Annotated in this window: 12 protein-coding genes and 1 riboswitch; of the genes, 5 read left to right on the forward strand and 7 right to left on the reverse strand. The window is 64.6% G+C overall.

Annotated features, from left to right (window positions below):
* Nucleotides 1–67: 67 nt before the first annotated feature.
* The 6 genes from ahcY to AC3WUT_RS12535 all read right to left on the reverse strand — a co-directional run bounded on the left by ahcY (nt 68) and on the right by AC3WUT_RS12535 (nt 7718).
* Nucleotides 68–1501: an adenosylhomocysteinase gene (ahcY, locus tag AC3WUT_RS12510; RefSeq protein ID WP_492347391.1), complete on the reverse strand. Its 1434-nt coding sequence runs from the start codon at nt 1499–1501 to the stop codon at nt 68–70.
* A 64-nt stretch (nt 1502–1565) separates the two neighbouring features.
* A riboswitch (S-adenosyl-L-homocysteine riboswitch) is annotated at nt 1566–1644 on the reverse strand.
* A 363-nt stretch (nt 1645–2007) separates the two neighbouring features.
* Nucleotides 2008–2955: a sugar kinase gene (locus AC3WUT_RS12515; protein WP_492347392.1), complete on the reverse strand. Its 948-nt coding sequence runs from the start codon at nt 2953–2955 to the stop codon at nt 2008–2010.
* A gap of 16 nt (nt 2956–2971) precedes the next feature.
* Nucleotides 2972–3355 carry a RidA family protein gene (locus AC3WUT_RS12520; RefSeq protein WP_492347447.1) on the reverse strand — a complete coding sequence of 128 codons (384 nt, stop codon included), beginning with the start codon at nt 3353–3355 and terminating at the stop codon, nt 2972–2974.
* 81 nt (nt 3356–3436) lie between these two features.
* Nucleotides 3437–4933: an N-acyl-D-amino-acid deacylase family protein gene (locus AC3WUT_RS12525; protein WP_492347393.1), complete on the reverse strand. Its 1497-nt coding sequence runs from the start codon at nt 4931–4933 to the stop codon at nt 3437–3439.
* Nucleotides 4933–6285: a GntT/GntP/DsdX family permease gene (locus AC3WUT_RS12530; protein WP_492347394.1), complete on the reverse strand. Its 1353-nt coding sequence runs from the start codon at nt 6283–6285 to the stop codon at nt 4933–4935. The genes AC3WUT_RS12525 and AC3WUT_RS12530 overlap by 1 nt, the downstream gene beginning before the upstream one ends.
* Nucleotides 6286–6428: 143 nt before the next feature.
* A complete protein-coding gene (locus tag AC3WUT_RS12535) occupies nt 6429–7718 on the reverse strand; it encodes an amino acid deaminase (RefSeq protein WP_492347395.1) in 1290 nt (429 codons plus the stop codon).
* 271 nt (nt 7719–7989) lie between these two features.
* Here AC3WUT_RS12535 and AC3WUT_RS12540 point away from each other — a divergent pair, with 271 nt between their 5' ends.
* The 5 genes from AC3WUT_RS12540 (at nt 7990) to AC3WUT_RS12560 (ending at nt 13926) form a co-directional block, all read left to right on the forward strand.
* The gene (locus tag AC3WUT_RS12540) at nt 7990–9618 is read left to right on the forward strand and encodes a peptide chain release factor 3 (protein WP_492347396.1); all 1629 of its coding nucleotides are present in this window, start codon (nt 7990–7992) and stop codon (nt 9616–9618) included.
* A gap of 5 nt (nt 9619–9623) precedes the next feature.
* Nucleotides 9624–10073: a GtrA family protein gene (locus AC3WUT_RS12545; RefSeq protein ID WP_492347397.1), complete on the forward strand. Its 450-nt coding sequence runs from the start codon at nt 9624–9626 to the stop codon at nt 10071–10073.
* Between the two features lie 219 nt (nt 10074–10292).
* Nucleotides 10293–11234, forward strand: coding sequence for a glycosyltransferase family 2 protein (locus AC3WUT_RS12550; RefSeq protein ID WP_492347398.1), 942 nt, complete (start codon nt 10293–10295; stop codon nt 11232–11234).
* 98 nt (nt 11235–11332) lie between these two features.
* Nucleotides 11333–13102, forward strand: coding sequence for a glycosyltransferase family protein (locus AC3WUT_RS12555; protein ID WP_492347399.1), 1770 nt, complete (start codon nt 11333–11335; stop codon nt 13100–13102).
* Nucleotides 13099–13926 carry an HAD-IIB family hydrolase gene (locus tag AC3WUT_RS12560; protein ID WP_492347400.1) on the forward strand — a complete coding sequence of 276 codons (828 nt, stop codon included), beginning with the start codon at nt 13099–13101 and terminating at the stop codon, nt 13924–13926. The genes AC3WUT_RS12555 and AC3WUT_RS12560 overlap by 4 nt, the downstream gene beginning before the upstream one ends.
* On the opposite strand, the gene AC3WUT_RS12565 is transcribed toward AC3WUT_RS12560, so the two are convergent.
* Nucleotides 13906–14244, reverse strand: coding sequence for a hypothetical protein (locus AC3WUT_RS12565; protein ID WP_492347401.1), 339 nt, complete (start codon nt 14242–14244; stop codon nt 13906–13908). The genes AC3WUT_RS12560 and AC3WUT_RS12565 overlap by 21 nt on opposite strands.
* Between the last annotated feature and the right edge of the window lie 36 nt (nt 14245–14280).

Raw genomic sequence — 14280 nt, forward strand, 5'->3', positions numbered from 1 at the left:
GACATGCTTCGGACAAAGACCGGTCAGAAACCGGTCACAGACTGATCGGAGACCGATCAGAACCCCATCAATAGCGGTAGGTATCAGGCTTGTAAGGGCCTTGCTTGGGCACGCCGATGTAAGCGGCCTGCTCGTCGGTCAGCTCGGACAGCATGGCGCCGACCTTCTTCAGGTGCAGGCGAGCCACCTTTTCGTCGAGGTGCTTGGGCAACACATAGACCTTGCCGCTTTCGTAGAAATCGCTGTGCGTGAAGAGTTCGATCTGGGCGATGGTCTGGTTGGCAAAGCTGGAACTCATCACGAAGCTGGGGTGGCCGGTGGCGCAGCCCAGGTTCACGAGGCGCCCCTTGGCCAGCATGATGATCTTCTTGCCGTCCGGGAAGATGATGTGATCGACCTGCGGCTTGATCTCTTCCCATTGGTACTTCTCGACCGAGGCGATGTCGATCTCGTTGTCGAAGTGACCGATGTTGCAGACGATGGCCTGATCCTTCATCTTGGCCATGTGGTCGTGGGTGATGACGTGCTTGTTGCCGGTGCAGGTGACGAAGATGTCGCACTTGTCGGCGGCATAGTCCATCGTCACGACCTTGTAGCCTTCCATCGCGGCCTGCAACGCATTGATGGGGTCGATTTCAGTGACCCACACCTGGGCCGACAGGGCACGCAGGGCCTGCGCACTGCCCTTGCCCACATCGCCGTAGCCGGCCACGCAGGCCACCTTGCCCGCGATCATCACGTCGGTGGCGCGCTTGATGCCGTCCACCAGCGACTCGCGGCAGCCGTACAGGTTGTCGAACTTGCTCTTGGTCACCGAATCGTTCACGTTGATGGCACGGAACATCAGGCTGCCCTTGGCCGACATTTCCTTCAGGCGGTGCACGCCGGTGGTGGTTTCTTCGGTCACGCCGATGATGTGGGCGCTCTTGCGGCTGTACCAGGTCGGGTCTTGGGCCAGCTTGGCCTTGATGGCGGCGAACAGGCAGGTTTCCTCTTCGCTGGTCGGGTTGGCCAGCAGCGACAGGTCATTCTCGGCGCGCTTGCCCAGGTGCATCAGCAGCGTGGCATCACCGCCGTCATCCAGGATCATGTTGGGACCTTCGCCTTCGGTGCCGGCCGGGCCGAAATCGAAGATGCGGTGGGTGTAATCCCAGTAGTCAGTCAGGCTCTCACCCTTGACGGCGAACACCGGCGTGCCCGAGGCAGCAATCGCCGCAGCAGCGTGGTCTTGGGTCGAGAAGATGTTGCACGATGCCCAGCGCACGGTGGCCCCCAGGGCCTGCAGGGTTTCGATCAGCACCGCGGTCTGGATCGTCATGTGCAGCGAGCCGGTGATGCGGGCACCCTTGAGCGGCTGCTGGGCCTTGAACTCCTCGCGAATGGCCATCAAGCCGGGCATTTCGGTCTCGGCGATCTTGATTTCCTTGCGGCCCCAATCGGCCAGGCCGATGTCGGTGATCGCGCAATCGGCGTTCAGGGCGGGGGTGTTGCGTGCATTCATGGTTTGCTCCAAAACGTGTTTGAAAAAACCACTTGCCGGGGCGAAAAAAACTCATCGCACGGGAAGTGGATGAGCGTCGTTGCGTAGATGGTCCGAGCCTCACGCCCCGCTGTGCTGGGGGCGCTGCAACGCTCCTCGGATGACGGTATTTTAGTTGCAAAACGCCGTTTGTCACCCAATGCCCTCTGATCGACCTCTAAGAGCCTGTTCACGATCTCGCATGGGCCGCGTTGGAGCGCAATCGGGATGAGTGGGTGGCCCGGGTGCGCCGCATGGGCTCGTGCCCATGCAAGCAGCTGGGGCGCCACACATCCGAGTTCGTGCCCGATTTCGCACCAACCCCTCGGGCAGTGGCCTTTTCGGGCGGTCTGCGGCGTTGCGGCGCTTGTCGATAGCCGAGCTATCGACGGCGCACCGCGCCTTGCATCCCATCCCGAAAAGACCGCTGCGCGACCCGTGGGAGATCGTGAACAGGCTCTCAGTAGGCGATCTGCACCTCGCCCAGCCTAGGGCGCCGGCGTGGCCTCACGCGGGATGATGGCCCCGGGCCAGCCGATCACGGCGCCCGAAACCCGGTGCGCCAGCGCAGCGGCCTCCGGGATCGAGGCCCCTCGCAAGCGCCCCGCCAGATAGCCGGCGGCGAAAGAATCACCCGCTGCACTGGTGTCAACCACCCGTGCCACCGGCTGGGTCGGCACATGCCATTGGCCCGCATCGGTGGCGATCAAGCAGGGGCGGGCCCCCTGCTTGACCACCACCTCCCGGCAGCCCAGCGCCAGGCTGCGTTGTACCGTCTGCTGGGCCTGGTGAGGCCCATACAGCAGGGATTCGTCGTCCAGCGTCAGCAAGGCCACATCGGCCAGGGCCAGCACGCGCTCATGGGCCTCACGCGCCTGATCCGCGCGCCACAGCGCAGGCCGGAAGTTGTTGTCGAACCAGATCAGACCGCCGGCGCGCCGGAAGGCAGCCAGGGCTTCGAACAAGACTTCGCGCCGCTCCGGTGGAAACAGGGCCAGCGTGATGCCCGACAGGTACAGCACATCGATCTGGCCCGGGTTCAGCAGCGTCGCAAAATCAAGCTCGCCACTGAAATAGTGGCGGGCGGCGCTGTCGTTGCGCCAATAGAAAAACCGGCGCTCGCCAAGGGCATCGGTCTCGATCAGGTACAGGCCGGGCATGCGCCCGGGCAGGCGGGCCACCCGCTCGGTGTACAGGCCCTCTTCCTGCCACTGGCTCAGCAGCCCGTCACTCAGCGGGTCGTCGCCCAGCGCGGTGGCATAGTGCACCTCGGCAGGCCAGCCCTGCAACAGCCGCGCCATGTAGATCGCCGTGTTCAGGGTGTCTCCCCCGTAGCGACGCATCAGGGGCTGCCCTCCGATCTCGATCATGCATTCGCCCAGCGACACGATGTGGACGGGCCCGGCGCTCGCAGCCGCCGGAAAATGAGAACTCATGGCGCCAGACCCCTGCTCAGGCCGCCGTGGGCCGCCGGTAGGCCACGCAGTCCACTTCCACCCGGCAGTCGATGACCATGGGGGACACCACGCAGGCCCGCGCCGGCGGATGCTCGCCGAAATAGCTCATGAACACCCGGTTGAACGAGGCGAAGTCGCGCGGATCGTCCAGCCAGACGCCACAGCGCACCACATGCTCAGGGCCGTAGCCCGCCTCGGCCAGCACGGCCAGCACATTGCGGATGGCCTGGTGCGACTGGGCCACGATGCCGCCGTCGATCACCTCGCCGTCGCGCATCGGGGTCTGCCCCGAAACAAACAGCCAACCATCGGCCTGCGCCGCGCGTGCAAACGGCATCTTTTGGCCACCTGTGCCATCGGCCACGCCATAACGCTGGATATCGGACATGAGAAAACTCCTTCTTTCTTGAATTCAATGCCGCGCGGTGACGCGCGGGCTGCTGGGGTGCCCAGCGGCGGCTCAGGCCTGCGCCTGAAGTCGCTGCGGCGCGGCCGCAAAGCGGGCGGGCAGGTCGGGCGCGCGAGGCAGGAAGCGCCCGGCACGGGCCCCGGTGGCCTGCCCCTGGCGGTACGACAGCACACCGTTGACCCACACCGCCTCAATGCCCGCAGCACGCTGCTGGGGGTTGTCAAAAGTCGCGGTGTCACGCACCGTGCGGGGGTCGAACAACACCAGATCCGCCCAGTACCCGTCCACCAGGCGGCCCCGCTGCTCCAGGCCATAGCGGGCCGCCGACAGACCGGTCATTTTTCGAAGGGCTTCAGGCAGAGCAAACAGGCCCTCCTCGCGGGCATAGTGGCCCAGGACCCGCGGAAAGGCGCCCCACAAGCGCGGATGCGGATGGGGGTCTTCAGGCAAGCCATCCGAGCCCACCATGGACATGGGATGGGACAGGATGCGGCGCACATCGCCCTCGTTCATGCCGTGGTAGACCGCGCCCGCAGGCTGCAGCAGGCGCGCCGCCTCCAGCAGGCTGGTCTGCCATTTCCGCGCGATCGCCGCCAGGGTCTGGCCGGCCATGTCGGGGTGGGGGGTGGACCAGGTGATGAAGATGTCGAATTCGTCGGTGACCTGTTTGAGGTCAAGCGTGGAGGAACTGGCAGCGTAGGGATAGCAGTCGCACCCCACGGGCTGCATGCGGGCGGCACCTTCCATGGCGGCCAGCACTTCGGTGCTGCGCCCCCAGTTGCGAGCACCCGCGCACTTGAGGTGCGACACGATCAGGGGGCTGGGCCCGTGGCGGGCCACGTCAAAGGCCTCATCGAGGGCCTCCAGAATGGGCTCGAACTCGCTGCGCAAATGGGTGGTGTAGAGGGCCCCGTGGGCCGCTACCTCGGCCACCAGGCGTTTGAGCTCATCGGTGCTGGCCGCAAAGGCCGAGGCATAGGCCAGACCGGTGCTCAAGCCCAGAGCACCCGCCGCCAGGCTGTCGGCCAGCTCCAGCCGCATGGCCTCGATTTCAGCCGGGTGAGCGGCCCGGTCCAGGTCATCGAGGTGGTTGCTGCGCAAGGCCGTGTGCCCCACCAAGGCGGCCACGTTGACCGCCGGCTGCGCCGCCTCGATGGCCTGGCGGTAATCGGCAAAACGCGGGTACTTGAACGCCGAATCCGGCCCCAGCAGGTTCATGGGGTCGGGTGCGCCGCCGCGCAAGCGCACTGGCGATGCGCTGATGCCGCAATTGCCCACCACCACCGTGGTCACGCCCTGGCTGATCTTGGGCAGCATCTCGGGCTGGCGGATCGCCACGGTGTCGTCATGCGTGTGCACATCGATGAAGCCGGGCGCCAGTGCCAATCCATGGGCATCGACCTCGACCCGGGCCGCCGGCCGGGGCGCGTCACCCTGAAACAGGCGCAGCCGCCCGACGGCGTCCACCCCCACATCGGCCAGGCAGCCAGCCTGGCCAGTACCGTCGTACACCGTGGCGTGGCGAATCAGCGTGTCGAGCGTGTCCATCACAGCACCCCGGCCAGGGCCCACACCAGGCCAAACGCCACCACCGAGATCAAGGTCTCGAGCACGGTCCAGGTTTTCAGCGTCTGCACCACGCTCATGTTGAAGTACTCTTTGATCAGCCAGAAGCCGCCGTCATTGACGTGCGACAGGATCAGCGAGCCTGCGCCGGTGGCCAGCACCAGCAATTCAGGGTGGGGATACTGCGTGGCCAGGGCGATCGGCGCCACGATGCCCGCCGAGGTGGTCATGGCCACGGTGGCCGAACCAGTCGCCACCCGCATCAGCGCAGCCAGCAGCCAGCCCAGCAACAGAGGCGAAAGCTGGAAGGCGGCCGACAGCGCCACGATCTGCGTGGTCACACCCGAATCCACCAGAATGCGGTTAAGGCCGCCCCCTGCGCCCACCAGCAAGGTGATGCCCGCGGTGGGTGCCAGGCACTCCTGCGAGAACTTGAGAACGTCTTCGCGTGAAAAGCCACGCGCCAGGCCCAGTGTCCAGAAACTGACCACGGTGGCGATCAACAGCGCGATCACCGAATTGCCGACGAACAGCAGAAAACCGTTCAAGGCACTGCCAGCAGGCGCCAGCACAGGGGCCCAACCGCCCAGCAGCATCAGCGCCACGGGCAACAGCACGGTGAACATGGTGATACCGAAGCCCGGCAGAGATCGGGTGCCGGTGTCGCGGTCCGTGAACTGGTCGGCCATCGGATTGTGGGCGGGCAGCACGATGCGTGGCGCCACAAATTTGGCGAACAGCGGGCCGGCAATGATGGCCGTGGGCACACCGACCAGGATCGCGTACGCCACCGTCTTGCCCACCTCGGCGCCATAGGCGCCCACCGCCATCATGGCGGCCGGGTGCGGTGGCACCAGGCCGTGCACCACCGACAGGCCTGCCACCATGGGCAGCCCCACCATCAGCATCGACACCCCCGTGCGCCGGGCCACGGTGAAGGCGATCGGGATCAGCAGCACAAAGCCCACCTCGAAGAACAAGGGCAGACCGCAGACGAACGCAATGCAGACCATGGCCCAGTGCGCGTTGCGCTCGCCAAAGCGATCGATCAAGGTCAGCGCAATGCGGTCGGCACCACCGGACTCGGCCATCATCTTGCCCAGCATGGTGCCAAGAGCCACCACCAGGGCAATGTGCCCAAGGGTCTTGCCGACGCCAGTCTCGTAGGCGCCCATGATGTCCTTGGCCGGCATGCCAGCCACCAGCGCCAGGCCCAGGGACACCAGGGTCAGCACGATGAAGGGGTTGATGCGGTAGCGTGCAATCAGCAGCACCAACGCCACGATGGCGATGAGCGCGTAAAGCAGCAAAGAGGGGTTAGCGACAGCGGGCACGGGGTCTCCTTGGTTGTTTCTTGTAGCAAACGGTTCAATGGGTGCCATCCGCAGGACGGCGCCGACGCACCGATCCAGAGCGGCCTGGCACGCAGGTCTCACGGGGCGGTCCGACGGGCCGTCGGCGGGTCAGGGCCTCAGCGTCAGAACAGGGTCTCGACAGCGCTCAGCACCTGGTAGTGCTCGTCGACCAGCAGCAGCTGACGCCATTTGTCGAAAGTCAGACAGGGGTGGGAGATGTCGAAGATCAGGATGTCGCCCACCCGCAGGTCAGCCCCCTCCGGCACGCTCATGAAGGCGTGCTGATCCATCATCGCCGTCAGCACCCAATCCTCAGGGGCTGGCCGCACCCCGGCAAAGCCGCCTGGGCGGGCCTGCAGGCTCACGGTGGGCAGGCCGGCATCAAACGCCGCATCGCGCTTGCCCAGCGCGATGATGGCGCGCCCGGGCTCCGGCAGGGACTGCACGTGGGCGCACAACTGCAAGGCTGGCAACAGGCTTTGACCCATCTCACGGGCCACCGGGTTGTCGGCCCGGATGCGCCGCTCGGCCTGGCGGTAAATACCGACGTCGTGCGTCAGGTAACAGCCCGGGCGCAGCACCACGTCCAGCGTACAGCCCAGGTCCTGGCGCGAAAACACCTCGGCCACCACGTCAAACCAGGCAGAACCGGCCCCCGAAAGCAGCACCGTGTCCTCGGCAAACCGCTGCTCGGCCGCCAGCGCCCGGGTCCGCTCCAGCACGTGCTGCAAAAAGCCCCGGATCGCGTCAGACTGCTGCAACACCCCCTCATAGACCTCCACCCCGACCAGGGCCAGCGCGCGGGGCCAGCGCGCCAGGGCGGCCAGACATTCGGCCTCCTGGGCCGCGTCGCGCACCCCGGTGCGCCCCCCCGACACGCCGTACTCGATCAGCACCCGCAGGCGCTGCCCCACTTCGGTGAAGAAATGCCCCAGCGCGTCTATGTTGGCCGCCGAATCGACAATGCAGCAGAAACTGAAATCAGGGTCCTGGGCCTGGATGCGGGCAATCAGCGCCATGTTGCCGCGCCCCACCAGTTGATTGGCCATCAGGATGCGGCGCACACCGTGGCGGTAGGCGGCGTTGACCTGCGAGGCCGTCGCCAGCGTGATGCCCCAGGCGCCATGCTCAAGCTGTCGATGGAACAGCGCCGGGCTCATGGTGGTCTTGCCATGGGGCGCCAACTGCACGCCATAGCGGGCCATGAAGGACTGCATCCAGCGCAGGTTGTGCTCGATACAGCTCTCGCGAAGCACGGCCACCGGCAGGCTGACCTCATCATCAAGAATTCGCCATTGCAAGTCCTTGAGCTGGGCCGGCGTACACCCGGCGGGCGCCGCGCCCAAACCCTTGGTATCGAAGTTCAAGGGGGCCTGGGTAAAAGAGGCTGAAAGAGGAGCTGCAGTGTTCATCATCGATCCTGGTCTGGACCGAGATTCTTGGCGATGGCGACTGTTTCGCGTTTGGGATTTTCAAACACTTGTGACTCGCAACACCTGGTCACAGGTGCACGCCTTCCGAGGACTGTGCGGGCCAAGCCGGTAAAATCACAGGTCGCGGGCCAGGCTCAGGCCTCCGCCCTTGGCTCCAACGATGGATCCGCCGCTCCTGGCGGCTGCCGGCCAGCCCTGAGTGCTTGCCGGCCAGGCCACGACAACCCTCTGCCCCAATCGGACAAAGACCTTGAGCTTTCTCGAAGAAACCCGCCGCCGTCGCACTTTCGCGATCATTTCCCACCCGGACGCGGGCAAGACCACGCTGACCGAAAAACTGCTGCTGTTCTCGGGCGCGATCCAGATCGCCGGCTCGGTGAAGGCGCGCAAGGCCAGTCGCCACGCCACCTCGGACTGGATGGAAATCGAAAAGCAACGCGGCATTTCGGTGGCCTCGTCGGTGATGCAGATGCTGTACCGCGACCATGTGATCAACCTGCTCGACACCCCGGGCCACAAAGACTTCTCGGAAGACACCTACCGGGTGCTGACCGCCGTCGATTCGGCCTTGATGGTGATCGATGCCGCCAACGGTGTGGAATCGCAGACTCGCCGACTGATCGAGGTCTGCCGTCAACGCGACACCCCCATCCTCACCTTCGTCAACAAGATGGACCGCGAAGTGCGCGAGCCACTGGACATTCTCGACGAGGTGGAGCGCGAGCTGGGCATGCCCTGCGTGCCCATGACCTGGCCCGTGGGCCAGGGCAAGAGCTTTGCCGGCATCATCAACCTGCGCACCCAGGCCATGACGGTGTTCGAGGCTGGCAGCGAACGCCTGCCGCACGACTTTGAATCCATCCCCTTGTCTGAGCGCGCCACACTGGTCAAGCGCTTCGGCAGCGAATTTGAGGCGGCCGTGGAGGCCATGGAGCTGGCCACGGGCGCCTCGCCCAGCTACGACCATGACGCCTTCCTGGCGGGCAAGCAGACCCCGGTGTTCTTTGGCTCGGGGGTGAATAATTTTGGGGTGATGGAGGTGCTTGACGCCTTGGTCGATCTGGCGCCTCCGCCGCAATCGCGCACGAGCACCGTGGTCGTCAACCGCCAGCCGGTCGAAAAAGTGATCCAGCCTGAGGATGACGCGTTTTCGGGCGTGGTGTTCAAGGTGCAGGCCAACATGGACGCCAACCACCGCGACCGCATCGCCTTTGTGCGCATGGCTTCGGGCAAATACACGCCCGGCATGAAGCTGCGTGTGCAACGCACGGCCAAGGAGCTGCGGCCCACCAGCGTGGTGACCTTTCTGTCGCAGCGTCGCGAAGCGGTGGACGAGGCCTATGCCGGCGACATCATCGGCTTTACCACCCACGGCGGCGTGCAACTGGGCGACACCATCACCGACGGTGCCAGCCTGCAGTTCACCGGCCTGCCCTTCTTTGCGCCCGAGCTGTTCATGAACGTGATCCTGAAAAACCCGCTGCGCACCAAACAGTTGCAACAGGGCTTGGCCCAGTTGGGCGAAGAAGGCGCCATCCAGGTCTTCAAGCCCGACATGGGGGGAGCCATGTTGCTGGGTGCGGTGGGTCAGCTGCAGTTTGAGGTGGTGCAGCACCGCCTCAAGACCGAATACGACGCCGACGTGCGCCTGGAGAGCAGCCAATACACCGGGGCCAGGTGGATCACCGCCGACACCCCCGCCGAGCTCAAGGCCTTCACCGACGCCTACCCACTGCGTCTGGCCCACGACGCTGCCAACACCCTGGCCTACCTGTGCACCTCACCCTATGACGTGCGTCTGGCCCAGGAGCGCTTCCCGAAAATCCATTTCCACCCCTTGCGCGAGCACGCGGGCCTGGCCCTGCAGACGGCGGGTTGAAGGCCATGAAAGCCGAAACCGGCCCATCAAGGGCCTCGGCACGCGCCGTGATCCGTCAACTGTTCTGGTTCGGGGTCTCGGGTGTGCTGGGCCTGCTGGTCGACATGGCGGTGCTGTGGCTGCTCACCCCCTGGCTGGGCCTTTATGGTGGGCGGGTGCTGTCCTTCCTGTGTGCCGCCACCACCACCTGGGCCTTCAACCGCCGCCAGACCTTCGCACCGACCGGCCGCCAGGGCAAGACGCTGGTGGCTGAATATGTGGCCTACCTGGGCACCATGAGCGTGGGCGGGGTCATCAACTACAGCGCCTATGTGGCCTTTGTTCATCACTTTCCCGAACTTCGTGGCTTTGCGATGTGGGGGGTTGCCGTGGGAAGTCTGGCCGGGCTCGGATTCAACTTCACCAGCGCTCGTTTTCTCATTTTTCGACCTCGCTCAAGGCCGCCGGAATCCTGAAGCCAGAGCGACGCCGATCCAGATGAAACGCTTTCAGCGTCCTGCCTGATTTTCATGGACGGCAGTAACCCGGAAACTCCCGATGGGCATCTCGGACGAGCTGCTCGGGTTGGCACCAAATGGTGCTGTGGCAAGATTACACGCCCAATTAACAATTTGATACCCAGGGAGGAAAAGGGAAGCCCAAGCCCTGACCTGGGTGCTGCCACATTTGCTCCCATGGTCATGACCCAGCCACGCATTGCCGTCGTCGTCCCTTGCTACAACGAAGCCCTGTCGATCCAATTGGTGATCGACGAGTTCAAAACCTTCCTGCCTGAAGCCGAGTTGTTCGTCTTCGACAACAACTCCAGCGATGACACCGCAGCCATTGCCCGTCAGGCCGGCGCCACGGTGATCCCGGTCAAGCTGCGCGGCAAAGGCAACGTGGTGCGGCGCATGTTTGCCGACGTCGAGGCTGATGTCTACGTGATGGTCGATGGCGATGCCACCTATGACCTGCGCGACATCCGCCAGCACATCGATCAATTGCTGACGCAGCGCCTGGACATGCTGGTGGGTTGCCGGCGTGACGATGGCAGCAACCCGCAGACCTACCGGCCCGGCCATCGCCTGGGCAACCTCATGCTGACGGGATCGGTCGCCTGGATCTTTGGGGGCAGCTTCACCGACATGCTGTCGGGCTACCGCGTGTTCTCGCGCCGGTACGTGAAATCCTTCCCGGCCATGTCTCAAGGCTTCGAGACCGAGACTGAACTGACCGTGCATGCCCTTGAATTGCGCATGCCTTACGCAGAAGCGGACATCGTCTACCGCGCCCGCCCTGAGGGCTCAACCAGCAAGCTCTCGACCCTGCGCGACGGCTGGCGCATCCTGGGCACCATCCTCAAGCTGTTCATCAGCGAGCGGCCACTGGCCTTCTTCGGGCTGCTGGCATCGCTGCTGTCCCTGTTAGGCCTGGGATTGGCGGCCCCCCTGATGCTGACCTACGCCGAAACCGGGCTGGTTCCGCGCCTGCCGACCGGCGTGCTGGCCACCGGCATCATGATGTGCGCCGGGCTGTCGCTGGTGTGTGGAGCCATTCTGCACACGGTGACCACCGGCCGACGCGAAGCCAAAAATTTGGCCTATCTGGCCATTCCCGCCCCAGCTAACCACTGAAGTGGGCTTTGACCGAGCGAGGTCATCTCATGCTCGTCAAGCTGCCCCCTGCCCCACTGAAACACCACAAGCGCTGTGCACGAACATGAGCCAGAGGCATGACTGAATTCGCCTTCTTCCAAAAATTTTACGGTTCGCTGGCCCTGTTGATTTTGGCCTTCTGGGGCTTGGGGCAGGCGGCCCTGACCCACCTCCGAGCCCCTCCACAGAGCGATCGCTGGCTGCAGGGTGCGCTGGCCACCACCTTGGGCATGGGCGTGTTCATTGTGTTCCTGCAGGGCTTGGCGGTTGCCGGTCAACTGACCCGGCACGCACTGTTTGTCCTTCTGACATTGAGTTGGAGTCTGGCACTCTGGCAATTCGTGCGCGCCTGGCGCCATCGTTTGGCCACTGACAGCCTGCCCGCCACATTGACTTGGCATGCCCACGAGTTGTTCTGGCTTTGGGTGGTTCTCGTGGCCCTTGCTCCCACGCTCATCGCACCATTGACGCCCCCGCAGCAATGGGACGAGTTGATGTACCACCTTCCCCACGCCAGTCAATGGGCCGCGAGTGGCACCTTGACGGTCAATGAGTGGCTGCGGTTTCCCTGGTTCCCCTACAACTACGACCTGCTTTATGCCGCGGCCTTGTTGCTCAAGGGCGACGTGCTGGCGCACCTGCTTCATGCCCTGGCGGGCTGGCTGGTGGCCTTGATCACTTACCGCGTGGGCGTGAGACACGCTGGTCATGCCACAGCCGGCCTCGCCACGGCGGCCTGGCTGGTACTCGGGGGACCGCTTTACGCATCGGCCTACATCGACCTAGGAGTTGCCCTGTTTCTGATGACCAGCGCAGTCGCTTTGTGGCTTTGGCTTCAGAACCGGACGCAACTGGCCTGGTTGGTGGCCGCTGCGTTCGCCCTGGGTCTGGCGGCCGGCAGCAAGTACCAAGCGCTGATCTACCTCCCGTTTTTTGGCGCTGTGCTGCTCCGATTTGACCGCCGCCCCAAAGCCTGGGCCGCCGTGGCGATGGCTTTTTTGCTGCCTTGCGCCTACTGGTATGTGCGCAACGCGATTCAAACGGGCGACCCATTCGATCCGCTGGGTGCTCGCGTGTTTGGTTACCACGATTGGAATGAGTGGGACCTGGCAGCCCAATTCAATGACCTCAAGGGCGTTGCCAACTGGCCTCCGAAATGCCTTTGGCCCGCACTGTTGGCGCCGCTGTTCCCTCGCTTCTACCGCGCACCCGCCTGGCGCAGCGCCATGCTGTTGGCCGCCTACGCTTGCATCGTCTGGCTGCTCACCTCCCACTACGATCGCTACCTGTTGCCGATGTTTCCCCTGCTGGCCCTGCTCAGTGCCCGGGTCGTGCTTGACGGCAGCCAATGGATCTTGCGCTGGCGACCGCACTGGGTTCTGGAACCCCGCTGGGTGGCCCAGCAACTGGGGTTGCTGCTGGCGTTGGCTGCCGTGCTGGTCTTGGGCCTCTACGGTTGGAATACCAGCGCAAAAGCTTTCAACACGGTGGCATTCACCTCAGAGCAACGTGAGGTCATGCTGACTCAAGCGCTGCCGGCCTATCCCCTGGTGCTGAAACTCCGCCAGCCACCAGGACGGCGCATCTATCAATTCGCCCTGGAAAACCTGACCTACTACGCCCCCAACCCGATCTGGGGCGAAATTTTTGGCCCCTGGCGCAATCACGACCGAATGTTGCTGGGAGCGAAAGGACTGGCACTGCGCCTCAGAGCCGAGGGCTTTGACACTCTGCTGATCCGCAACGACGTACTGGGCCTGTTTCAGCACGACGCTGACTTCGACCAGTATTTCCGATCCATTGACAAAGCCCCGGGTGCCGAGGCCTTCGACATCCTGCCTCCATGAGCGATTCGACGCTGTTCCTGCAGCCGTTTTCAACCTTGCCCACCACTCAAGCAAGGCCCGTCATAGGTGTTCTCACCGACATCGACGACACCCTCACGACGGACGGTGCCATCACGCCCGAAGCCTTGCAGGCCTTGCATGATCTGAAATCGGCGGGATTGCGGGTGGTGGCCATCACGGGGCGGCCTGTGGGCTGGAGCGAGCCCTTTGCGCGGACCTGGCCGCTGGATGCCATCGTGGCAGAGAACGGCGCTGTGGCCTTGATCCCCCAGGCCGACGGCAGCTTGCGGCGGTGCTACCAGCAGAGTTTGGCCCTGCGAGAGCAGCAGTACCAGCGCATGCAGTCGGTGTTGCATGACATCGAAGCCAACGTGCCCGGCGCCCGCCGGGCCACCGATTCTGACGGGCGCGAAACCGACATCGCGATCGACCACAGCGAATTCACCGAATTGCCACCCCAGGCCATCGAACAGGTGGTGGCCCGGATGCGGGCCGCCGGCATGAACGCCACCGTGAGCAGCATCCACATCAACGGCTGGTACGGCCCGCACAACAAGCTCGAAGGTGCGCGCTGGATTTTGCGCGAGTTGTGGGATCGCCCACTGGATGAGGAGCTGGTTCGCTGGGTGTACGTCGGCGACTCCACCAATGACCAGCTGATGTTCCAGCACTTTCCGCTCAGCGTGGGGGTGGCCAATGTGCGCCGCTTCGTCCCCCAGTTGCAGCACCTGCCCCGCTACATCACCCCCAGCGAACGCGGCGCCGGGTTTGCTGAACTGGCGCAGACCCTGCTGAGGGCACGCTCAGGCGCTGTCTCCATGTGAACCGGGAACTTCGATGGCAGCATCGCAGCCCGTGCCGGCAGCGATCCAGCGCCGCGCCAGCCGGGCCAGCCACGGCGCAGCCCAACGCAGGGGCGCGGGCAGGTGGGTGGCCGGGGCACTGACCATGCCACAGCGGTAAATCAACAGCTCGGGCGCCCACTGCAGGGCTTTGCAGGCGCCGCGGCGGCGGCGCGACACCAGCACGCCCAGGGGACAGGGCTCGGCCAGGCAGCACACGCCACAGCCGTTGCAGGGCTGTCCCCAGACCGGCTTGGACGGGGCTTCAGGGTGGATCTCGATGACGCGGTGTTCGGACATGGGCAAGGGGCCACGCCATCATGCCAGCCCAAGCCC

The organism is Curvibacter sp. EU05-FHT14A10 (genome assembly GCF_058791075.1).

Excerpts from the sequence above, each read along its gene's own strand:
- ahcY (WP_492347391.1), bottom strand. The coding sequence starts at position 1,501 with ATGAATGCACGCAACACCCCCGCCCTGAACGCCGATTGCGCGATCACC.
- AC3WUT_RS12515 (WP_492347392.1), bottom strand. The coding sequence starts at position 2,955 with ATGAGTTCTCATTTTCCGGCGGCTGCGAGCGCCGGGCCCGTCCACATC.
- AC3WUT_RS12525 (WP_492347393.1), bottom strand. The coding sequence starts at position 4,933 with ATGGACACGCTCGACACGCTGATTCGCCACGCCACGGTGTACGACGGT.
- AC3WUT_RS12535 (WP_492347395.1), bottom strand. The coding sequence starts at position 7,718 with ATGAACACTGCAGCTCCTCTTTCAGCCTCTTTTACCCAGGCCCCCTTG.
- AC3WUT_RS12545 (WP_492347397.1), top strand. The coding sequence starts at position 9,624 with ATGAAAGCCGAAACCGGCCCATCAAGGGCCTCGGCACGCGCCGTGATC.
- AC3WUT_RS12550 (WP_492347398.1), top strand. The coding sequence starts at position 10,293 with ATGGTCATGACCCAGCCACGCATTGCCGTCGTCGTCCCTTGCTACAAC.
- AC3WUT_RS12555 (WP_492347399.1), top strand. The coding sequence starts at position 11,333 with ATGACTGAATTCGCCTTCTTCCAAAAATTTTACGGTTCGCTGGCCCTG.
- AC3WUT_RS12560 (WP_492347400.1), top strand. The coding sequence starts at position 13,099 with ATGAGCGATTCGACGCTGTTCCTGCAGCCGTTTTCAACCTTGCCCACC.
- AC3WUT_RS12565 (WP_492347401.1), bottom strand. The coding sequence starts at position 14,244 with ATGTCCGAACACCGCGTCATCGAGATCCACCCTGAAGCCCCGTCCAAG.